The sequence below is a fragment of the Ligilactobacillus sp. JN-6 (Y).1 genome (genome assembly GCF_058111525.1).
This window is the reverse complement of sequence record NZ_CM176599.1, coordinates 1,189,840-1,212,976: the sequence shown is the minus strand read 5'-3', so window position 1 is coordinate 1,212,976 and position 23,137 is coordinate 1,189,840. Positions and strand designations below refer to the sequence as shown.

Annotated in this window: 14 protein-coding genes and 1 pseudogene; 9 read left to right on the top strand and 6 right to left on the bottom strand. The window is 39.2% G+C overall.

Annotated elements, in window-relative coordinates:
- Nucleotides 1-32: 32 nt before the first annotated feature.
- The 4 genes from AC3XNE_RS05630 (at nt 33) to AC3XNE_RS05615 (ending at nt 5,770) form a co-directional block, all read left to right on the top strand.
- Entirely contained in the window at nt 33-1,652 is a 1,620-nt protein-coding gene (locus AC3XNE_RS05630; protein WP_489833376.1) for a BCCT family transporter, read from the top strand.
- Between the two features lie 85 nt (nt 1,653-1,737).
- On the top strand, nt 1,738-2,616 hold the full coding sequence (gene pepI / locus AC3XNE_RS05625; RefSeq protein WP_489833333.1) for a proline iminopeptidase: 879 nt from the start codon (nt 1,738-1,740) through the stop codon (nt 2,614-2,616).
- Nucleotides 2,617-3,029: 413 nt separating this feature from the next.
- Nucleotides 3,030-4,802 carry an oleate hydratase gene (locus AC3XNE_RS05620; protein WP_489833332.1) on the top strand — a complete coding sequence of 591 codons (1,773 nt, stop codon included), beginning with the start codon at nt 3,030-3,032 and terminating at the stop codon, nt 4,800-4,802.
- Between the two features lie 194 nt (nt 4,803-4,996).
- Nucleotides 4,997-5,770 (top strand): (S)-acetoin forming diacetyl reductase, encoded by a 774-nt coding sequence (locus tag AC3XNE_RS05615; protein ID WP_489833331.1) that lies wholly within the window; start codon nt 4,997-4,999, stop codon nt 5,768-5,770.
- Nucleotides 5,771-5,837: 67 nt separating this feature from the next.
- Here AC3XNE_RS05615 and AC3XNE_RS05610 read toward each other — a convergent pair whose 3' ends face one another.
- From AC3XNE_RS05610 to AC3XNE_RS05600, 3 genes and pseudogenes are all read right to left on the bottom strand, one after another.
- Complete coding sequence (locus tag AC3XNE_RS05610; protein ID WP_489833330.1) at nt 5,838-6,911, bottom strand: dipeptide epimerase; 1,074 nt, start codon at nt 6,909-6,911, stop codon at nt 5,838-5,840.
- Between the two features lie 374 nt (nt 6,912-7,285).
- A pseudogene (locus tag AC3XNE_RS05605) lies at nt 7,286-7,583 on the bottom strand (acetyl-CoA carboxylase).
- 563 nt (nt 7,584-8,146) lie between these two features.
- The gene (locus AC3XNE_RS05600) at nt 8,147-9,130 is read right to left on the bottom strand and encodes an AraC family transcriptional regulator (RefSeq protein ID WP_489833329.1); all 984 of its coding nucleotides are present in this window, start codon (nt 9,128-9,130) and stop codon (nt 8,147-8,149) included.
- Between the two features lie 537 nt (nt 9,131-9,667).
- Between AC3XNE_RS05600 and AC3XNE_RS05595 the strand changes: the two genes are divergently transcribed.
- From AC3XNE_RS05595 to AC3XNE_RS05585, 3 genes are all read left to right on the top strand, one after another.
- Nucleotides 9,668-10,843, top strand: a complete 1,176-nt coding sequence (locus AC3XNE_RS05595; RefSeq protein ID WP_489833328.1) for an alpha/beta hydrolase — start codon at nt 9,668-9,670, stop codon at nt 10,841-10,843.
- Between the two features lie 20 nt (nt 10,844-10,863).
- Entirely contained in the window at nt 10,864-13,509 is a 2,646-nt protein-coding gene (locus tag AC3XNE_RS05590; protein ID WP_489833327.1) for a family 78 glycoside hydrolase catalytic domain, read from the top strand.
- A 177-nt stretch (nt 13,510-13,686) separates the two neighbouring features.
- Complete coding sequence (locus AC3XNE_RS05585) at nt 13,687-14,580, top strand: IS982 family transposase (RefSeq protein ID WP_489831357.1); 894 nt, start codon at nt 13,687-13,689, stop codon at nt 14,578-14,580.
- Nucleotides 14,581-15,338: 758 nt separating this feature from the next.
- On the opposite strand, the gene AC3XNE_RS05580 is transcribed toward AC3XNE_RS05585, so the two are convergent.
- Complete coding sequence (locus AC3XNE_RS05580) at nt 15,339-17,252, bottom strand: flavocytochrome c (RefSeq protein WP_489833325.1); 1,914 nt, start codon at nt 17,250-17,252, stop codon at nt 15,339-15,341.
- A 342-nt stretch (nt 17,253-17,594) separates the two neighbouring features.
- On the opposite strand from AC3XNE_RS05580, the gene AC3XNE_RS05575 reads away from it, so the two are divergent.
- Nucleotides 17,595-18,533 (top strand): LysR family transcriptional regulator, encoded by a 939-nt coding sequence (locus AC3XNE_RS05575; RefSeq protein ID WP_489833324.1) that lies wholly within the window; start codon nt 17,595-17,597, stop codon nt 18,531-18,533.
- Nucleotides 18,534-18,881: 348 nt separating this feature from the next.
- The gene (locus tag AC3XNE_RS05570; protein WP_489833323.1) at nt 18,882-19,142 is read left to right on the top strand and encodes a hypothetical protein; all 261 of its coding nucleotides are present in this window, start codon (nt 18,882-18,884) and stop codon (nt 19,140-19,142) included.
- Nucleotides 19,143-19,505: 363 nt separating this feature from the next.
- On the opposite strand, the gene AC3XNE_RS05565 is transcribed toward AC3XNE_RS05570, so the two are convergent.
- Both AC3XNE_RS05565 and AC3XNE_RS05560 read right to left on the bottom strand, forming a co-directional pair.
- Nucleotides 19,506-21,290 (bottom strand): ABC transporter ATP-binding protein, encoded by a 1,785-nt coding sequence (locus AC3XNE_RS05565; RefSeq protein ID WP_489833322.1) that lies wholly within the window; start codon nt 21,288-21,290, stop codon nt 19,506-19,508.
- Nucleotides 21,283-23,040 carry an ABC transporter ATP-binding protein gene (locus AC3XNE_RS05560; protein WP_489833321.1) on the bottom strand — a complete coding sequence of 586 codons (1,758 nt, stop codon included), beginning with the start codon at nt 23,038-23,040 and terminating at the stop codon, nt 21,283-21,285. The genes AC3XNE_RS05565 and AC3XNE_RS05560 overlap by 8 nt, the downstream gene beginning before the upstream one ends.
- Nucleotides 23,041-23,137: the final 97 nt, after the last annotated feature.

Sequence of the window (23,137 nt, the reverse complement as noted above, 5' to 3'; positions counted from 1 at the left end):
TTCACTTCACCCTGTTATCTTAAGGAGGATCTATTATTTTATCTCATAAAGCCATAGATAAACACATTTTTTTACCCGTTATTGCTTTATTTGGACTAACTGCTTTATTTTTAATGCTCGGTGGCCACCGCTTACAACAACCATTGGCACATATCTTAAGCTGGATCAACATTAGGTTTGGTTGGCTTTATCTCTTAGTTTTCATTGTTAATTTTATTTTTCTACTATGGCTGGCATTCAGCCGTTACGGTAACATTAAGCTAGGTAAACCCAACGACAAACCTATGTATAGTAATTTCAAATGGGGTTCCATGGTCTTCGCAACCGGTATTGATGCAAGTATCATGATGTTAAGTATTACTGACCCTTTAGAGTTTATTCAAACTCCTCCCTTTGGCTTAAAGCCATACTCTGATCCCGCCTATATCGCTTCAAGTGCACTATCTCAATTTAATTGGGGACCTTTGGCATGGATGATGTTTGCCCCGGCAGCCATTTTGATCGGCTACGTTACCTATAGAAAAAACAAGCCAACACAAAAGTTGAGTGATAATTTTTCTTTCTTGCAGGGAAATAGTAAGGTTAAAAAATTAAGTCGTACTATTATCGATTTCCTTGTCGTGATCGGAATTATTGGCGGCTTAGGGTCTTCCATTGGCATGGAGGTACCTCGGACTTCAACGGTCTTTTCTGCTATCACTAACATTCCAAACAGCATTTGGTTGCAGCTAGGGATATTTTCAGTTCTTTTTGTTCTTCTCGGTCTGACAGTCTACAAAGGGTTAAATGGTGGGATCGACCGCCTAAGTATGGCTCATATTTATTTAGCCATTGCGTTTTTGCTCGTTATTTTATTTGCGGGGCCGACTCGCGATCTCATCACGGACTGGACAAAAAGCCTTGGAGTCCTGGTACAAAAATTTATACCACTTTCTACTAATGTGAAACCTAGTCCGACACAACAGGACACTATTTTTTATTGGGGCTGGTGGCTGACTTTTATGCCGCTAATGGGAACCTTTATTTCACGTATCTCTCGTGGCAAAACGATCCGCCAGATACTATTTGGTATGTTGACTTACGGTGTCACGGGATGTCTGCTGTTCCATGCAGTCTTAGGTGGTTATGGTTTATGGTTGCAAAAAAACGGTACCTTGGATCTGGTTGCTGTTTTAAATAACAAAAGCCAAGCAGACGTGATCGTTGCTTTGATCTCAACTTTACCTTTTAAAAAAATAATGCTGATCTTTTATGCTATTTCTTGTTTTATTTTCTTAGCAACTACTATTTCTGGTGCTGCTTATGTGCTTTCCTCTTTTACAAGCACACCTTTATACGGTAAAGAACCCAGTCGTTTTAATCGAATGAGTTGGGTCTTTGTCTTCTTGTTTTTCGCCTTTAGTTTAGTTCTTGTCGGCGGTTTTGAAGTCATTCAGACTATGTCTGTGATGGCTGGTTTACCTTTAACGATAGTTTGTTTATTGGTTTTATATTCTATTTACCGCTCAGTTCGACATGATAGTGAGTTGATCTTCACACCAACAGAGTTAAAAAATACTGGCCGGCTTCAAAAATATACAGTTGAAAGAAAATTTGCTGTTAGAGGCAAGTTAATACTCTCACTGAATAACTACCACAATTTCAGCAAATAATAAAATGGCCTGGGCAATGAGATCATTTTAATTTAGAATAAAAATTATATATATAGAATAAAAACACGAGGAGTGAAGGTCGCAAATGAAAATTACGGAAGGCTACATGCCATTTCATAGCTATCAGACTTACTATCGCATTATCGGTGAGGCAAAAAATAACACTTCTCCGTTGATACTATTACATGGCGGGCCAGGTTCATCCCACAATTATTTTGAAATGTTAGATGACCTGGCAGAAGCTGGTTTTCAATTAATAATGTATGATCAGCTCGGATGCGGCTACTCATCAGCTCCCGATCGACCCAAATTATGGCAGGCTCAAACTTGGATCGCTGAATTAACCGCATTACGCAATTACTTGCACTTAGATCGTGTCCACTTATTAGGTCAATCCTTTGGAGGAATGTTAGCCATTATGTATTTGCTGGAAACAAAACCCCAAGGAGTTCAAAGTTTGATACTATCCAGCACTTTGTCTTCAACAAAATTATGGGCAAGTGAACAACACCGAATGATCAAATATTTGCCTGAAGCTGAGCAACAAGCCATCGCTACCGCTGAAAAAAAGGGGGATTATTCTGCCCAAGCTTATTTGGCAGCTAACGATCATTACATGACTCTCCATGCAACTGCGCCCGTCACCAAAGATTCACCTGAACCCTTACGTCGGGAAAAAATTAATGGTCAACAAGCTTATCTGACTGCCTGGGGCCCTAACGAATATACACCTACTGGTACTTTACATGATTATGAATATACAGACAGATTAGCTGAGATCAGTATTCCTACTTTGATCACCAACGGAACAGATGACCTTTGCACACCGCTAGTTGCTAAAACAATGTACGACCATTTACCAAACGCTAAGTGGAATTTATTTCAAAATAGCCGTCACATGCCATTCGTTGAGCACCACGAAGAATATGTTACTTTGCTCAAATCATGGCTGTCTGAACATTAACAAGATTTTTTCTAAGACCAAAAGAACTCAGAAATTGATGACCAATTTGAAGTGCAACAAAAAAGTTAGACATTTAAATAAGTTTTAACTTGTTAAGACCTGTTTTCGGTATTCAACCGGAGATAGGCCTTTTGTTTTCAAGGAAATTAAAACGAGCGTCCTAGCTGCCTTGGCCCGCTATTTCTACACTATCATCGATCCTTATTGTCTGCGAATACACTGAGTCTCTACCAAGTCCGAAAAAGACTACATTTTTCATAACTAAGCCCCTTTCTTACCTTTATTATTTTTATAATAACCTGCTTAAAATTTTTCTTAAAGCTGGTGAACCATGGAGTGTTTATCTATGAAAAAAATACGAATTGCAGTTATAATGGATATTGTAAGTCGATAAAGGAAAGGAGATCTATTTAATGTACTATTCAAATGGAAATTACGAAGCTCTTGTTCATGCTCGCAAACCTGCAGATGTCGATCATAAATCTGCCTATATCGTTGGTGGAGGCTTAGCCGGCCTTGCTGCTGGTGTTTTTTTAGTCCGAGATGCACAAATGCCTGGCGAACAGATCCATATTTTTGAAGAATTACCAATTGCAGGTGGTTCTTTAGACGGTGCTAAGAAACCTGATATTGGTTTTGTAACACGTGGTGGTCGAGAAATGGAAAACCACTTCGAATGTATGTGGGATATGTATAGCTCGATCCCATCACTCGAAGTTCCAGGAGCTTCATATTTAGATGAGTTCTACTGGCTCGATAAAGATGACCCGAATTCGTCCAATTGTCGCATGATCTACAACCGTGGTAACGAGGTTCCTGATGATGGCAATTATACCTTAGGTAAAACTTCTAAAGAAATCATCAAGTTAATCATGACACCTGAAGAAAAATTAGGCACAGAAACAATTGAAGAATATTTTTCTGAAGAATTTTTTGAGTCTAATTTCTGGTATTATTGGGCCACAATGTTTGCCTTTGAAAAATGGCATTCAGCCATTGAAATGCGCCGTTACTGCATGCGTTTTATTCATCATATTGATGGTCTACCTGACTTTATTGCCCTTAAATTTAATAAATATAACCAATATGATTCAATGACTTTGCCAATTGTCAAATATTTGGAAGATCATGGTGTTGATTTCCAATTCAATACTATCGTTAACAACGTTATCGTTGACACTGAAAACGGCGAAAAACACGCTAAAAAATTACAAATAACAGTCGATAGTTCACCACAAGAGATCCCGTTGTCCGACAATGATATTGTCTTTGTCACAAATGGTTCGATCACTGAAAGTTCCACTTATGGTGACCATCACACACCAGCAGAAATCACTGATGAACCAGGGCCAAGCTGGAAATTATGGGAAAATTTAGCAGAACAGTCTTCTGAATTTGGCCATCCTAAAGTCTTTTACCAAGACTTACCAGAAAAATCATGGCATATTTCAGCCACAGCAACTATTAAAAATCCAGCCATAGAACCTTATATTGAACGTTTAACTAAACGTAATCTACACGATGGCAAAGTTAACACTGGTGGGATCATTACTATCAAAGATTCAAATTGGATGATGAGTTTCTGCATTCATCGTCAACCACACTTTAAAGATCAAAAAGAAAATGAAACTACCGTTTGGATCTATGCTTTATATTCAGACACGCCGGGTAACTATATCAAGAAAAACGTGGTTGACTGTACTGGTGAAGAGATCACTGAGGAATGGCTCTATCACTTAGGTGTGCCACAAACATTAATCACTAAATTAGCTAAGCAAGATTCGATCAACACTAACCCAGTATACATGCCATTTATTACTTCATATTTCATGCCACGTGTTAAAGGTGACCGTCCAGACGTTGTCCCAGCTGGTTCAAATAATCTGGCCTTTATCGGTAACTTTGCAGAATCACCAACACGTGATACAGTTTTCACGACAGAATATTCGATCAGAACAGCCATGGAATCAGTTTATAGTTTACTAAATGTTGATCGTGGTGTGCCGGAAGTTTTCAATTCAATTTATGATATTCGTGAACTCTTAAAATCAATGTATTATCTAAATGACAAGCAAAAACTCACTGATAATGACTTGCCAATTCCAGGATTTGTCAAAAACAAAGGCCTAGAAAAGGTTAAAGGAACTTGGATCGGTGAATTGCTTGAAGAGGCCAAATTGATCTGACCTAATGTGTTTGCCTATTATCTCTCAGGACGGTTAAGTTTGCTCTTAACTAACTTGGGAGATTTTTTATATATCTGAAAAGAACCATCATTGCGAGAGGTATTCTCATCCTTAACAAAAGTATGATCCTTATATTAACTAGAGTTTATGTGTTATAATGTAAGCGTTTAAATATAAATTTTGGAGGTTTTATAATGGCACAAAAAGTTGCAATGATCACAGGTGGAGCACAAGGGATCGGGGAAGCAATTTCCCGCCGTTTAAGTAAAGATGGTTTCGCAGTCGCAATTGCTGACTTAAATGAAGAAAAAGGGAATGAAGTTGCTTCTGATATTGAAAAAAATGGCGGAACAGCTATTAGCGTTAAAGTAGATGTTTCTGACAGAGAAAATTTCTTTGCTGCGGTTAAAGAAGTAGCCGACAAGTTAGGCAGCTTTGATGTTTTGGTCAACAACGCCGGCCTCGGACCAACAACTCCGATCGAAACGATCACTCCGGAATCCTTCGACAAAGTTTATCACATCAATGTTGCTGGTGACATTTGGGGGATCCAAGCAGCTATTGAACAATTTAGAAAAAACAACAACGGCGGCAAGATAATCAATGCAACTTCACAGGCCGGTGTTGTAGGTAACCCTAATCTTTCGCTGTACAGCAGCACAAAATTTGCTGTTCGCGGCTTAACTCAGGTAGCGGCCCGCGATCTGGCAAGTGAAAACATTACAGTCAATGCCTACGCACCTGGGATCGTGAAAACCCCTATGATGTATGACATTGCTCACCAAGTCGGACAAAACGCTGGCAAAGATGATGACTGGGGGATGCAAACATTTGCCAAAGACATTGCCTTAAATCGTCTTTCTGAACCAGAAGATGTAGCTGCTGCTGTTTCCTTCTTAGCTGGTCCTGATTCAAACTATATCACCGGACAAACGATCGAAGTAGACGGTGGGATGCAATTCCATTAATAAAAATGTAAATCTTAAATACAAAAAACTACGCTAAGACGAACGTCTGGCGTAGTTTTTATATAACTTATACGAAGCCCAGTCCCGGATGCTCCTTTAAGATAAATATGTCTTCTGCCAAGGAATATGGTTGTTCTTCGTCGGTTGTATCAGCCATAAACACGGAATCTAAGTCAGCAAATCTAACATTTCTATGAGCGGCTGCAAAAGCTGCGGCAGCTGCGATCCCACTGGCTGATTCGATCATGCAGCCGATCATACAATTAACGCCGTAAAGCTCACATAAATGATTGATCTCTTCTGCTTGAGAAAGCCCACCAGTTTTCATTAACTTAATATTGATATAGTCACACGCATGCTGCTGTAAAAGATTTAGTGCATCCATCGGAGAAAAAACACTTTCATCAGCCATGATCGGCAGTTCAGAATTTTCAGTGACCCGCTTGAGTCCCGCAATATCATGTGCATCAACTGGTTGTTCGATAAAGTCAATTCGGTCTGCCAAATTATTCAACTGGCTGATTAACGCTAAGCTGCCTTTAGCATTCCAAGCTTGGTTAGCATCGATCCGTAAACGCGTTGTGGCTTTAGTCGATTCAGCTATCAGCTGGATCCGCTCGACCTCTTGAGCCACATCAGCTCCGCCAACTTTGATCTTAAGTGCCTTAAAACCCGCCTTTTCTTTTTCTACGGCCTCTTTGACCATAGCCTCAGGTTGACTGATCCCGATCGTAAAATCTGTCGCAATTCGATTGCTGCTACCACCCAAATACTGGTAAAGCGGCACTTGAAAAAGCTGTGCTCTCAAATCATATAAAGCTATCTCACAGGCAGCTTTTGCTGGCCCATTGTTTTTGATCGCACCTTGTAATTTCGACAATAACGCTTCCCAAGCTGTAAAATCCTGCCCCAACAATTGGGGCTTTAAAACATCATTGATCACGACCATTGCCGATCCCAAAGTATCACCTGTTACTACCTCGTTAGCCGTTGCAGCCCCGTGTCCTTCCAAGCCATTACTCAAGCTGATCGTCACCCCAATAGCAGCAATGTCCTTGACTGTATGTTTAGCTGTAACAAAAGGATGCTTCAAAGGCGTATGTGTTGTTTCACTAAAAATATCAGAAATCGTTAATGTCAATGCTAGACAACCCCTTATATGAATTACTTTAATTCTCATTATACGCTACCTATTTATCTGGTACAGTTTAAAAGATCCGTTAGCAAAATAACCACCCGTAAAGCAGGTGGTTTGCACCAGGGCTATAAACCCTTATGTACAGCCAGCTTCTCAAGTCACTGGCTTTTCCTTTGTCAGAATTAAAAAACATCTAACAAAGGCGCTTTTTTGTTAAGTTGATGTTTGAGAGACGCATTCTAAACCTGTTTTCAAGCAAGCAGTAGGTAAAACTTTGGTAACTACCAAATAATCAATGGCGTGCACCTCTAAAGTCATAACTTTGGGAGTGCACGTCATTGATTATTTTTCTGCTATTCAAGCAAAAACCGCTTCTTTTAAATGAGCTTTTGGTTCTGGGACCGTCTTACCCCGGTAAAACCCACAAATTCAATTGTTAATTTAACCGTTTCACGTAAACTTTTTAACAGCTTTTCTAAATCAGCTAAACCATTGTTAGTTAACGTATGTAAGGGAATCGATTTAAGTCGCTGGTAGACTACTCATTGACTGTTAAAAAACGTTATATGTCTGATCATAAGAATCGTTAGCAATTATTAACCAGTACCGAGTTCGCGACTGCCGCTTGAACAAGATGATCATACGCTCCGTGATAATCTTTAGATCTTTATTCATAACTATTTTCCCCCTTTACTTTTACCTGTTTTTTAACCTTGAATTGAACGTAAGTTTCTAAAAATATCACCAAGTGGTTTTAAAATGGTCATAAGTGAGCTATCGTCTTGCGATAACGTGGATCAAAAAAGGAAGTCCTACATGAACAGGCTTTCCCATATAGAGCCGTCTAATACGGTTATTTTTTTGCTGATTTCTAATCAATCCACCTACTAAAGCAATCAAGGCCACAATAAAGGAATGTACCAAACATCAACATTAGCTGAACGGCATCTGAAACTGACATCAAACGGCCCCCTCTCCTTAGGAAAACTCTTACCTTAACCTTGCTACTAGTCTCCCTTATAGTACCCCCTAGTTCGTGGACGTCGCCCACACTCACAAGCTGAGCTAGCATGACAGCAACTATGAGTGGACTTTGCCCCCGCTCGCTGTGTGAAATTCCATTCCGTCAAAAATGAGTGGAGATTTTTTGAAACCTACCCAAAAAATCCCCACTCATAGCATTTGACTATATGCTTACTCAAAAACAACAGGGCATAATTTATAAAGTTTACTCGTAATTATGTTATATGTGGCACTCTTTTTCTTGAGTGTCTATAGTTAGAAGGAGTCATTTTAAGGTATCTCTTAAAATTTTTGTAAAAAACAGAAGGATTTTGGTATCCCAGTTGAAAAGAAATATCGGCCACTGAGTCAGAAGTATAATTAAGTAAATCAGTTGCTCTTCTCATTCTCATTTCTGTGAGAAGTTTAATAAAAGATTTGCCCAAGCGTCTCTTTACTCTTTCTGAAAAATATTTTTCATGATAGTTAAAATGACTAGCACAGCCTCGTAAGGTAGCATCTGAAAGATGGTCTGTCAGGTACGTTAGGAGTTCATCAGAAAATTCATCGGGTTGGTACTCCCTCAACAAAACACCAAATAAAACAAAAACTAATGACGAAACTAATCGCTCATTGGACTGCGGATCTAAGAATTCTGTGATTAGAAGATTGAGAATTGCATCAACTTGCTCACTTTTATATGGAAAGTCCATAAAGTTAGGGCCTTTTTTCATAGTTGTAAATTTTAAGAAAAAGTGATTTAGAGACTTCTCGTGAAAAACTGGTAAAAAAACTTCATTCTCAAATGTCTCTTTTTTTATTGCAATATTGATGAGGCAGTCTGTTGGATCACATTTGACTATTTTATGCAGTGCATTTGGGTTGTGGATACAAATAGAGCCCTCAGGGAGACATAACTGAATCCCATCTACTTCCTCGACAATATTTCCCTCTGATACATATATTAGTTCAAAAAAATCGTGGTAATGTAGCAGGCCGTTAAAGATACTATCATGAATACTTATGCTCACATTTTTATTTTTTTTATTTGATTGAAATAATTTATCGGGCAAGTGGGATTCTTTATGTTCTCTTGCAAAACGAAGAAAATCATTAATTGTTGATAGGTCAACGTCGTAGATGTTTTTTATGTATTTCAGTAAGGTTGGGACTTGGTTTTCCGTGTGTCGCATAATTCTATTTTTTAATTCTGTTTTCATAATTGCGTAACCTCCATTATTTTTTTTGAATAACATTGTATAAGACTATTTGTCACTAGTAATGACAAAATATTCGTAACTTTAGTACTCCAAATGAAGGAACTTGTAAAATATCTTTCATCCACAGCAAATTAAACCTGGTGGGCGCTAAAGTGTACGTTCCGGCGCCGGTTGTTTTAATCTAATAGTTCCCTTTTCCTTTCATGAGGTAGGTGTAAAGTGATGAATACTTTTGCAGGCTCCGAACAGTTTAGGGATCCCGTTTAAGCCACGCAGATGATTTTTCGGGATAATTTTTTGTAGAGTCAAATAATCATAATATTATTACCTGTAACTGACCGTAGTTGGTTTAAAACATTGCTTCAATCCTTACTTTTTAACATATATTGAATGATTTTTCGTACTGATTATTATATCAAAAGAAAGTATGATTTAAACATGAACTTTTTACTGATACGTTAATCCAATGTATTTTATTTAGACTAGACGATTATATTTAATTTTTGTTGAAGGAGTTTTGATTAGAAAGGATAAAAAATGCATAAACGTTTTCCTTTGGCTTTTTGTATCGGATTGATCATTGTAGCCAGTCTGTATCTATTATTTGCTTGGATACTGAAAGTAACACCGATTTTTTACCTGTTAACATTTGCTATATTTGCTGCTTTTTTTACTTTACGGTTAAAAGTTGACCCACGAGGATGGAACAAACCGGTAGCTTGGCTGTTACTTATAGCGGTATTGATTCCTGTTGCAAACGTGACACGAAAAAACAAGGATGTTTCATTTTTTGGGAACACAGAAAATGGCATAATCAGAACCGTGATGCAATATTCAGGAGTTTCAATGACAAATATTTTAGAACAAGGTGTAAAAGAGGCTGCAGAACCATATAAGTTTGAGTCATGGGAAGTACCAGAGGGGTACAAAAATAAAGAAATCAAATTAAGGAATTCCCGAGGCTATCTGCTGACTAAGAATAGTAATAAGAGCAAGCGTATTATTTATCAAATTCATGGCGGCGGGTATATTGCAGGCTTTATGAATCAATATAACGATATGGCTGTGAAATATTCTAAAGCTTACCAAGATGCAGCTGTCTTTTCACTTGACTATCGGACGGCTAGTACTGCTGTTTTCCCAGCGGCTTTGGATGATTCACTTGATGGTTATCAATGGCTTTTAGATCAGGGGTATACGGCATCAGATATCATTGTTTGCGGTGATTCAGCCGGTGGTGGACTTTCGTTAGCGATGACACTGAAATTACGTGATGAGGGTAAAGAAGTACCCAAAGCCTTGGTTCTTTCTTCGCCTTGGGCTGATTTGACTGCCACCGGGGCATCGTATAAGACAAAAATTCATGTGGATGCATTTTTTGGGACGCGTCCGGGCAAAAAAGCTCCTAGATATCCGGTACCTGTTGCTTACGCTGGAGATGGGGATAAAAGCAATCCATATATTTCTCCTATTTATGGAGACTACAAAGGTATGCCACCTATGTTGATTCAAACTGGCGGTGATGAATTACTCTTATCTGACAGTAAAACAATAGTAAATAAAGCAAAAAAAGCTGGGATAGAAGTCAAATTCATTGAATACCCTGGGATGTTTCATACCTTTTATATCATTGCGCCAACAATCCCTGAGGGACAAGCAGCTTGGAAACAAATTGATCAGTTTATTGAAGACGTAGCGAATAATAATTTGTAGACAAGAAAGAGGTTGAAAAATTGAAATTAACACATTTAAAAACACTACATCGGGACAGTCATATTGCACTAGATCGCAACCCATATTTTTCATGGGTCTTGGAGAGCGACAAAGAAAACACCTTTCAAAAAGCATACCGAATCCAGGTGTTTGATTCAGAAAATTTAATTGTCTGGGATTCGCAGACGGTTCAGTCTGATAAGAATGATTTTATTGAATACGATGGGGATAAATTGGAAAGCTGTGAAACTTATTCTTGGAATTTAGTCGTGACTGACAATTATGGGGATACTACTGAAGAAACTAGTACTTTTGAAACCGCCTTTTTTGGTCTTCCCTTCAAAGAGACAGGGGCAAACTGGGTTTCTGAAAAAAATCCGATAACAAAACGAGAAGTTGGTTTTGGCAATCAACCACGGGCAACTTATTTTAAGCATGAATTTCAAATTGATGAAGAGCCTATCAAAGCAATGTTGTACATGACATCTCATGGGGCATATGAGTTTACGATCAATGATGAAAAGTTGAATGAGCGCAAGTTAGCGACAGAATACTCTTCATTTGATAAAGTTCTTTTTTATCAAAATTATGATTTGACTGAGAAAATCATAAAAGGGGAAAATTTATTGAGCGTGACCGTCGGTGACGGATGGTATTGTTCTATAAAAAACATGATGCAGGTAGAATTGTCTGACAAATATCATGCCTTACAATTTGCCCTTAAATTGAAGTTTACAGACGGCAGCACACGCTGGATATCTTCTGATGAAACGACTCAATGTACTAAGGGGCCCATTATTTCTTCTGATTTATATGGGGGAGAAATATATGATGCTCGAGAAGAAATAAATGAAGAAACAAAATGGGAAAATTGTGTGATTCGCTCCTTTACAAATGATCTGCTAAAGGCACAGGTATCTGATGGTATTGGAATCGTCGAAACACTAGCGCCAACAAAGATCTACGTTTCTCCCAAAAAAGAAACAATTATCGATTTCGGTCAGAACATGGCTGGAATTGTTCGAGTAAAAACTCATTTAAAAGCTGATGAGGAACTCATATTAGATCATTTTGAAGCCACTGATAAAGCTGGGAATTATTTCAATACAATTCTCGAAGGCGGCGATATTGGTAAAGGGGTCGAACAACGGACAAAATATATTTCAAATGGGACCGAGCAAGTATATGAACCGCATTTTACCTTCCAAGGGTTTCGCTTTCTTAAAGTGTCTGCACCTGAAGGGTATAAGATAATACCAGAAGATTTTGAAGCGTTAGCTCTTTCAACGAATAATCAGTCTGTCGGTAGCTTTGAATGTTCAGACGAACGTATCAATAGATTATATGAAAATACTATTTGGTCCCAACGGGCAAATATGCTCTCGATCCCAACGGATTGCCCTCAGCGTGAAAAAGCCGGTTGGACCGGGGATATTGCCATTTATGCTAAGACTGCTCTGCAAAACCAAGATGTCAATGCCTTCTTAGAAAACTGGCTGATTAGTTTAAATGCTGACCAAGCTCAAAACGGTGCCGTACCATTTGCAGTTCCAAACAATCATCTTTATTCTGACACGGCTGCTGCTCTTGGTGATCTTTTCCATAATGATGGTGCCGTAGGTTCTGCCGGCTGGGGTGATGCTGTTATAATGATTCCTTGGGCGATGTATGAGGTTTCAGGAAATACAGATGTTTTAAAAAAACAATATCGGTCTATGAAAGCCTGGGTTGGATATATTATTGATTCTTGCACAAAACATCGCGGGACATTTGGTACTGAAGACGACGACAAGTACCTTTGGGATACCGGTTTCCACTGGGGGGATTGGTTGATCCCTAGTCTATCCAAAAAAGGCTATGATATCGATTTACTGTTAAAAGCAGTAAATGGCACAAAAGATCCTGTCGCATCCATGTTTGGGTACAATTCGATCTTGTTGCTTTCAAAAATTGCCGAAATTTTAGGCAAGAATGCAGATGCTCAGCGGTATAAAGAATTTTCAAAAAACATGAAAAAAACGATTCAATTTGCACTGCTGACAGATGATGGGAAAGTAAGAAGCGAGTTCATGGGTGTTTCGGTCCTATTGCTTGCTTTCAATTTGGTACCTGATAAGTTTATCAAGACTGTTGGACAACAATTAGTTCAGCAGATCAAAAAAAATGATGGCTGTTTAGACACCGGCTTTTTAGGAACACCTTTCATTCTTGATGCGTTATGTAATAGTGGAAATGAAGACAGCGCCTATCAACTACTTTTAAATGATAAATGTCCTTCTTGGCTCTATGAAGTGAGCAAAGGAGCAACGACTATTTGGGAAAGTTGGTTCTCTTATGATGAAAATGATGAACCTTTAGCGGTCAGCTTCAATCATTATGCTTTTGGCTGTGTTGATGACTGGATATATAGATATGTCGGGGGAGTTTTCCCAACTTCTCCCGGTTATCAAACATTCGATATCAAAGTACCTAGATCGATCAGTCTACTAGGGATTAGCAAAGCAAAGCGGTCCTTTTTTTCTAAAAATGGCTTGCTCGAATGTGAGTGGGAAATCAAAAAAAATAAGTTGTCGCTAATGGTAAATGTCCCTTGTAATACGACCGCCAAGATTCATTTATGGGATGGCACAGTCACAACAGTAGGAAGCGGTAAGTATCGTTTTTAGACCTTGAATTGTCAAGAAACGTAACATAAAAAAATATACCTAATATTCTACCAATTTTTGAATACTACGTATACGCGTGGTGCTAGTTCGTAACATTCAACTATTTAGTACAAAATTTTACAAAAAAAGCCCAACAAGGTTAGACTCTTAAGTGACTTAAACAAAGGAGACCTGATCTTGTTGGACCACTTAAAGTTTAAACAAAAACGACATAATTTACAAGTCAATTTAGCTCAACTTAAAGTTCTTTGTGCTGAGCTTTATCAAAAATACTGCCCGCGCTATATTTCGCAACGCCGTAACACCACTAAGTCTCGTGTTTCTGATGTGCAGATCTTAGCCTTACTGTGTTTACAGGTCATTACACAGATGCACTCCCAGCGTAAATTCTTTGCCTGGGCACAGACCTTCATCCCACATCAATTGAACATTGAGCGCTCCCGTTTTAACCGACGAGCACAACGTCTTCTCCCAGTGGTCATGGCCATGCGGCAGGGGTTGACTCGCGACTATGCGCAAACAGGACAGTTTGCGATCATTGATAGTTTGCCTAACCCTTTATGCCAAAAAGTTAGAAATAAGCGGGCCAAGGTTTTCCGCGGCATAGCTGACCTAGGCTACAATGCGACCAAAGACATGTATTTTTACGGGTTTAAGACTCATTTTGAGACCTCGCTCAGCGGTTATATCTTAAATTACACTGTCACCGAGGCCTCTAAACATGACACCCAAGCGGCGTCAACTTTGATCGCAGGCTGTCCGTGTCCCTTTGTTTTAGCGGATGTCGGTTATGTGGGACAGCCCTTACAAGAAGATTTTGGCGAGCTAGGTTATGAGCTCTGGACACCTTACCGTTCAAACATGAAAGGAGCCAAACAGCACAATGTTCCGGCTTTGAAAGATCTCCGGCGCACGATCGAATCCCGTTTCTCGATCCTAGTTGAAGATTATGGAATCGAAAAAAATCTCACGCGGTCAGTGGTAGGCTTTTGGTTAAAAATTGAATTGACCGTCTTTATTTATAATTTAGGCTTTTTTGATTTTACAGAAAATAGAATTATTACGAACTAGCACCACGCGTTACGTATATCTTTATTTATCTGTAGTATACCGAGAATAATAGTAATGCGGTACCCATTATTCTGTGTGTTTTGCGGTACCCATTATTCTGTGTGTTTCGAGATTAACTAATTTATTGAATGACTTCCTATCAAGAAAGAATGCCGGATCATGCAGATAGATAAAATATTGGCACCCGGCAGCGTATAAATTGACACAAATTGCTATCTGCTTTTTTGCAGTTACTTTACACTAGTAAAATTTAGCCTTTTAGTAAGAAAAAAGTAAAAAGAATAGTGCCCTAACAAAAACTGCGGTGTAATGGTATTTTATATCTTCCATTACACCGCAGTTTTTGTTATCATCTCAAAGCTATTTTTCTGAATGCTTGTAGTCTTTTTCCAGCCCCCCCCTTTTTCTTCTTGAATTGCCAAGCCTTCGGTCAAAAGATTTTTTTGTACAGCTATTTTTTAAGTTATAGACAAACCTATTTTATATTTGAATCTTCCTTGTGAATTTCTTATTTTGTTTTAATGTTGCAATTAACGTGTAAATTCATCCTCGTAAAAGAAAAACTAATTTCAGTGGTTTCTTTTACGGTTTCAAAAACTTCGAAAACCTCCGCTTACGTCTTCTTATCGAATTAAAGAATAATTATGTCAGTTTGAAATTTCATAATCGCATAAAAAACCGAAATCAAAAATTAATTCCTGTAGCCCGCTTTCTTTAACAAGGCTAGTTTTGCCCTAGCCCCGTTTTTGCTTTCATTATTAAACTTGACTTGGTGAAGTCGTAGCATCAGTGAAGCTTTCTTCGTGCTCTTTTGCAGCCGTTTGTGCAGCGATCCGACCAAAGGTAAAGATATCCGCAAGTGAGTTCCCACCTAAACGATTGCCTGCATGTAAGCCACCAGCAACTTCTCCAGCAGCATACAAACCAGAGATCAGTTCACCATTTGTGTTCAAAACATGCGCTGCTGAGTCGATTTTCAAACCGCCCATCGTATGATGCAAGGCAGGTTTACGTGGAGTAGCATAGAAAGGTGCCTGCTCCACTTTCAAGTCAAACACATCTTTACCAAACTCAGGATCATGGCCGGCATCAACATATGAATTATACTTCTTGATCGTATCGACCAGTTCTGCCGGATCAACTTTGATCTGTCTTGCCAGCCCTTCTAAAGTATTATCCTTAAATAAAGTCCCAGCTTCTACCTGCTCATCGATCTTTTCCTGGCTTGTATTATAAGCAGTTCCTTTAATGTTTTCATCAGCGATCAAGTAGAACAAACCACCATTGTCGATCGCAGCTTGTGACAAGACGTCACGGCTCTCGTATTCGTCTACAAAACGATCACCCTTGTTATTGACCATAACAAAGTTTGCCGGTGGGACTTGCAAACCACTAAACAGTTCACCCGTAACAGGATCGGAAACAGGCATCATTTGTGAGAAGCCCATACCTACAAGAGCGGCACCAACGTCTGTTCCAAGTTTGATACCATCACCTGTCATGGCCGGTGAATTTGATGTTGCAATATCATCATCGACCTGTGTCCAATAGGTATTATACTGTTGAACCATCTTAGTATTGGCAGCAAAACCACCTGAAGCTAAGATCACAGCATTTGCATGAACGATAACTTCTTGCCCATCAGCATTTGTAGCCTGTAAACCACCGATCTTCCCATCTTCTTGCAACAATTTCTGAACACGAGTATCGGTAATGATCTGGCCGCCTTGTTCTTTGACATAACTTTGTAAGTTTGAAATATATTCAAATCCCTGATTTTCCAAAGGTTTATGTCCCCGACGCCACTTAGCACCAACTGGCATTGCGACCTCGTCTGGGTCAAACCGTACACCGATGCTTTGCAGCCATTTAACAGATCGTAAAGCATTGTTAACCAACGTTTTAACCAAATTATAGTCGCCGTGGATCTCATTGCCCTTAAGATCCTTACGCTTACCACCAAGATAGGTTTGGATCTCATGCAACAACTTAGAATCAAATAAGAAATGCTCACCACTATCTAGATATTCTTGCAATTGACGTTGCAGTTCATGAAAATCGTCCACATATTCTGGGTCGATCTCTTCGTCTGGCGTTCCCATCAGATCCTTCAATGTTGCAGCCTCACCTGGTAAGGCTGCAAAAGTATTTTGCCATTCAGGATCAGAAGCATTCATAGGTCCACCAGTCCGGATCGTGTTACCGCCAACAGCAGGGAATTTTTCCACCAAAATTGTTTTTTTATCGGACTGCACCGAAGTAGCTGCAGCACTTAGTCCGGTACCTCCACCGCCGACTATAACGACATCGCTAGTATATTCAACAGTTCCCTTGACCGCACCTTTGTCAGGCTTGGGACGTTTCTTCAAAGTATTCGGATCCGCGCCTGCTAATGATACTGCATCTGCCACACCACTCAAAACACCGCGACTTGTATCTGAAGCTCCCGAAACTGCGTCAATATTAAGCGTTTGTCCAGAAATGATTTGTTCCGGCATCCGCTCCCAGACGGTATCCGCTATCCCCGTAGTCTCACCTTTTGTATCGATGTCAATATTTTCAATACGATCTTCTGAAAAGGTAACTTTCATTGGAACTTTCCCATTATGACCTGTAGCAGTCACCGAATATGTTCCTGGTTTAAAATTTACATCATCTGAATGTTCCTTCATCTGGCTTACCCCATTTCTTAATAATTAAAATCTTATTTCTTCCAAAACGTACAACGAAACTTCACACTTGATATCATTTTACTCCATAATCAAATGTGAATTGTTTCTTATTTTTGTTAAAAAATGTGCTTTAAAAGAAGTTAAAAAAATATCTTTTTTATATCTAGCCATGTGCTTTAAATCATATTAGCTTTATATATATTGCCATATAAAGGATAACGAGAATTTTAAAACACTACTTTATTACTACGCCTTTAGTGTAACGAATAGCCTTGCATTTGTGAAGTATTTATTTTACTATTAGGCCATAACAAAAATGTTATCGTAAAGGAAGAGACTAATATGGCCACTAAAGATCCAGCATTAATGATACAGTATCTGGACACATTGCTTAGATATGGAAACTTCACAAAAGCTGCGCAACAACTGTATATCTCCCAACCATATCTTACGCAACTAGTTAAAAGAAAAGAAAAAGAACTCGCCATCGAGTTGATCGACCGTCAAGGCACACATTTGCAATTAACAGCCGCCGGTAAACTGTATTATCGTTACTTGGAAAAAATCTCTCAAGAACAGGTTACCTTGAAGAAAAAACTGAACCAGTATAATAATAACAACGAGATCACCATCAAAATTGGAGTTTTGCCATCGATGGGTGCCTTTATTTTACCGTTATTCATCCCAGAATTTATGAGAAAATGTCCTAATGTCACCATCACTTTAGAAGAAGATATCCCTTCAAAAAGTGAAAAGAAAGTCCAAAATGGCGATATTGATTTTTACGTTGGTCAGAGTCCTGAAACGGCACCGCCTGGTCTGACAGTGCTCACGACCGGCCACGAACGATATTTTGTTTTGATCCCGGATAATTCTAAATTTTACGATAGACGCTTTAAGATGCTGGAACCTCACTCGCTTTCTTTGTCTGAGTTATTGGCGGAGCCTTTGGTGCTCAGCAAAACCGGTTCTGCTGTCCGCCATCAAGTAGACGGACTCTTGCAAAGGAATGTGATCAAACCTGACATCAGATTAGAAAGCCAAAGCATTGATCTTATCGCTGGTATTTCGTCTCAAGGTGCTGGGATCACGATCATTCCACAAAGCGTCGTTTCACATTTAACAACCGGAAATTATAATCTTTATCCTTTGGAAGAAGAAGATTTAACTCTCAGATACTTTATTGCTTATCCTACAGAAAAAGAATTATCAGCAATTGAACAAAAATTAGTCAACACCTTTGCCACGATCAGTCAACGGACGGATCGAATCGAAAAATAACACTATACAAAATTTGCCTTTTAATTAATAGCTCGTCGTCGGACTGAATATTAGGTACACTGGCGGATTTTTTATGACAAACCACAGACGCAAATGAAATGGCACATCGAAAGTACATCACCAAACCATTCCCTTTGTCGCTAACACAGTAAGTTTCAGCACACAACAGAACTTTCTTTTAGTTCGGCTCTTTACGAAAAAGGTACAATGTATCATCCTTGTAGTTGGTTATATTTTACTTACTATTTATAATTAATTTTTTTCAATCAAACATGAGTTTTCACTTGTCAGTAAAATTGGATCATTATTGCAGATCTTAAGACTTAAACGTTATAAGGAGAGAGCTTAATGAATGAAGAAACTAAAGACGTCCCGCCGAAGTTACTAGATGACTTTACTGACTACTGTCTCTATCTTTCATCAAATAATGTGATCGAGCAAAGGTTCAGCATGGAATACTTTGTGAACTCTGGCCTGGCAGATCGTTCTTTTACACTAGATCAATTACAAGTCGAACAACTAGAAGATCTGATCACACAACACAAAGCCAGTGATCGTTTCCAATCCCAAAAAATCAAGCAAGAGATCGAGCATCGTTTTTTAAAATAATACAAAATTGGACCTACACGATAACTTAGTAAAATTTAGTTTATAACTAACAGCTGTTTGCTCATTGATCGGACCTAAATCGGACGCATGTTGGGCCAAAAAAACATTAATTGGACTAAAGTCAGCTTGATGTCGGGCCAAAAAGTCGTTAATTGGCCCCAAGTTAGCTTGATATGGGGCCGAAAGATCGTTGATCGGACTCAAGTCGATTCGGTGTGGAGGATTTAGCAATGGAGAAACAAAATAGCTCTTTTGATAAAAAGAGGTGCAGAAAATCGAAATTGATTTTCTACACCCCCTTTTATTTCATACTTTTTACAGAGCCAAGAGAGATGTGCGACTTAATTTTGCTTAGAAAAGTAATTAATGTGCTGCATTTTGTTTTCTGATCATATCGTAATACATCCCGTGATTCCTTAATAACTCGTCGTTTGTTCCACGCTCAACGATCCGTCCTTGGCTCAATACCAGAATTTGATCAGCATTTTGGATCGTAGATAACCTATGAGCGATGGCGATCGTAGTCCTTCCTTGCCGAATTTTATCCAGACCTTCTTGAATCATTTTTTCTGTCTCGGTGTCAATATTAGACGTAGCTTCGTCCAAGATCAGGATCTTCGGATCGGTAGCAACTGTCCTCGCAAAAGCGATCAGCTGTTTTTGTCCAGTAGAATAACTAGCACCACGCTCAATAACCTTTGCATCATATTTACCTGGCAAATTTTGGATAAAGGGATCTGCATTAACAAACTTCGCGGCTTGTTCGACCTGCTCATCGGTTATCTTATCATTAAACATCCTAATGTTAGACTTGATAGTCCCATAAAACATATACGGTTCTTGCAGAACAAGGCCAATTTTGGCACGCAGTTCCTCTAACGGGTAATCACGAATATCATGGTCATCGATCAAGATCTCACCGGTGCCAAACTCGTAAAACCTCATTAAAACATTGATAATGGAAGTTTTACCGCTGCCAGTTTGTCCAACTAATGCGATCGTTTCACCAGGATGAGCCACAAACGAAACATCCTTTAGAATAGTATGTTTGCCATCGTAGGAAAAAGTAACATGACGAAATTCGATCTTTCCAAAAGAAAGAGTGGCCGAAGCATCTTTATTTTGTGTTGGTGCTAAAGTCTGATCGTCCATGATTCGCAAAACACGTGAACCCGCGACTATCCCATCTTGAAAATCACTGAAAAACTCCATCACTTCCGATAGAGGATTATAAAAGTTTTCTAAATAAGTGACAAAAGCATAGACAACACCTGCAGCAACATAAGCATGCAAGCCACGGATACCAAAAATACCTAGGATCACAACAGTCCCTAATGAATAAAATAATCTTACGATCGGACTAAGCAACAAGGAATTGATCCGGATCATTGCTTTACGTGTTTGATAATATTCATTATTAACACCTTCAAATTCATGATTGACCCGGCGTTCTTGTCTAAAATCCTGAATAACAGTAACACCGGTGATCGATTCGGCCAATTTGTTGTTTAAAATACTCAACTTTTCACGCATTTGACGATAAACCCGTGAGCTGTATTTTTGATAATACCAAAGCGTAGCCGCCAAAAAAGGCATAAATACTAGCAGCCACAAAGCAATCATCTTGTCAGTCGTAAACATGGCAATAAAGGCCGAGACCATCGCAAAGGTCGCTACGATCAGACTACTAAATAGCTGCCAAAAATTTTGGAAAGCCATTGTATCATTAGTCAAGCGCGACAGAATAGACCCGCTAGGCACCTGATCAAAATAACGCATCCCTAATGAGTGTAATTTTTTGAACAAGATCTTCCGTGTGTCCTCTAGCATGTATTCTGCGCCCATACTATACAAGTATGTCTGCCCAAATTGAGTCACTGCTTTAAAAACCATTCCAAAAAAATACAACCCAGCGAAAAACCAAATGATCATCTCATCTGCCTTGCCGACTGCTAAATATTTATCCATAAATCGTTGGATGATCTTCGGCAATAAAATATTGATCACACTAACTAGAGCCGCAAAGATAATAGAGAAGTAGAAATACCACTTGAAAGGTTTGGCAAAGCGAAACAGTCGCTTAATAATAGTAAGTTGTTCTTTCCACGGAATACTATGCGCCCATACTGATTCATGTTGCTCATCCATTAACTCTATCGCCCCTTTCTTCAGTCTCCAAAGCTTGCGAGCGGAATGTTTCAGCGTACCAACCATCTTGTTGCATCAATTCATCATGTGTTCCTCGCTCAATGATCTTACCATCATCCATCACCAAAACTTCATCCGCGTTCATCACAGAACTTAATCGATGTGAAGCAATAATAGTGGTTTTATCTTGCCGTTCCTTACGTAGGGTCTGCAAGATCTCAGTTTCAGTTTCAGCATCCACGGCAGACAACGCATCATCCAAGATCAATAGCTCGGGGTCGATCACCAGCGCCCGAGCGATCGCGATCCGTTGTCTTTGTCCACCAGACAAAGAGATCCCTTCTTCGCCAACTTCTGTATCATACCCTTTAGGAAAGGTAGTTATCTGATCTGCTAAATCACTTTTAGCTGCCGCTTCTTCAACTTCCTTTTGCGAAGCTTCTGGGCGGGCAAAACGGATATTTTCTCTGATCGTATTAGAAAACAGATAAGTTTCTTGCGGTACATACCCTATCGATGGGATCAAGGCGTCTAACTGATAGTCTCTAATATCTACCCCATCAAAATAGATCGCACCCTGGTACTTATCAAATTGACGTAATAATAAACGGATAACAGAACTTTTACCTGAACCTACGGGGCCAACGAGCCCTAAAGTACCACCTTTTTTGATAGTGAAGTGAATATCGTGCAAGTTTTCTTGCTGTTCATCTGGAAACTTGAACGAATCTATGGCATATTCAAGGTCACCATGTGGTCCTTGAACCACGCCATTTTGCTTGTCCAAGATCCCACTTTTTCTATTTAAAACATTATTGATCCGATCATAACTGGCATTTCCGCGTTCCAATGTATTAAACAGCATCCCAATGGCAAACATTGGCCAAACAAGCATTGACAGATAAGAAACAAACGAAACCAATGAACCCAGTGTGATAATGTTGGAGACCACTAAGTGACCACCATAAACGATCGTCAATACATAAGAGATCGCCATGATCATCGTAGTGATCGGGTCGAACAAAGCATCTAACTTGTTAACATGACGGTTGATCTTAATCGTATCATCCACTTGGCCATTAAATTCATCGATATCATCTTGTTCTTGACCAAAGCTTTTAATAACCTTGACACCGCTGATGCTTTCTTGTGCCTTATTATTGATCCTGGAAAAAGCTGCTTGTGATTTTTTAAAGGCATCATGCATCTTCTTACCTAAAACACGTGCCATCACAGCCAAAAATGGGAATGGCAAAACAGCGATCAATGTTAAACGCCAGTTGACCACCGTCATCATGGCTACTAAAGTCGTACCACCAGTAATGATGGAATCTGCAAATTGTAAGATCCCACCGCCTGCCACACGCTGGATCGCAGAGAGATCATTAGTGGCATGAGCCATTAGATCACCTGTCCGATAATGCTGAAAGAACTCTGTATCCATTTGCATGTAGTGCCAAAAAAGCCGTTCACGCAAAACAGCTTCAAGTTTGGCAGATTCACCCCAAATTGCATTACGCCAAATATAGCGTGCTAAATATTGAGCTAATGAGACCACTGTCAGTGCCACTAATAAGAAAACCAGCATATTGACTGTTAACTTTCCACGATGGATCAGATCTACCAAACGGCCGATGATCCAAGGAGGCACTATACCAAGCAAAGCTGTAACAAGTAAGCCTAGAACACCTGTTGAATATGTTTTCCACTCACGTTTAAAATACCAGCTCAGCTTAATAAAAATCCCCAAAACTTATCGCCCCCATCCTATAATTTAACCGAAAAAGCTACTCATATCATCCTTTATAACACAACCCAGACTAAAACACTAACTAGGCGCTTAAACT

Excerpts from the sequence above, each read along its gene's own strand:
- pepI (WP_489833333.1), top strand. The coding sequence starts at position 1,738 with ATGAAAATTACGGAAGGCTACATGCCATTTCATAGCTATCAGACTTAC.
- AC3XNE_RS05620 (WP_489833332.1), top strand. The coding sequence starts at position 3,030 with ATGTACTATTCAAATGGAAATTACGAAGCTCTTGTTCATGCTCGCAAA.
- AC3XNE_RS05615 (WP_489833331.1), top strand. The coding sequence starts at position 4,997 with ATGGCACAAAAAGTTGCAATGATCACAGGTGGAGCACAAGGGATCGGG.
- AC3XNE_RS05600 (WP_489833329.1), bottom strand. The coding sequence starts at position 9,130 with ATGAAAACAGAATTAAAAAATAGAATTATGCGACACACGGAAAACCAA.
- AC3XNE_RS05595 (WP_489833328.1), top strand. The coding sequence starts at position 9,668 with ATGCATAAACGTTTTCCTTTGGCTTTTTGTATCGGATTGATCATTGTA.
- AC3XNE_RS05580 (WP_489833325.1), bottom strand. The coding sequence starts at position 17,252 with ATGAAGGAACATTCAGATGATGTAAATTTTAAACCAGGAACATATTCG.
- AC3XNE_RS05575 (WP_489833324.1), top strand. The coding sequence starts at position 17,595 with ATGGCCACTAAAGATCCAGCATTAATGATACAGTATCTGGACACATTG.
- AC3XNE_RS05570 (WP_489833323.1), top strand. The coding sequence starts at position 18,882 with ATGAATGAAGAAACTAAAGACGTCCCGCCGAAGTTACTAGATGACTTT.
- AC3XNE_RS05565 (WP_489833322.1), bottom strand. The coding sequence starts at position 21,290 with ATGGATGAGCAACATGAATCAGTATGGGCGCATAGTATTCCGTGGAAA.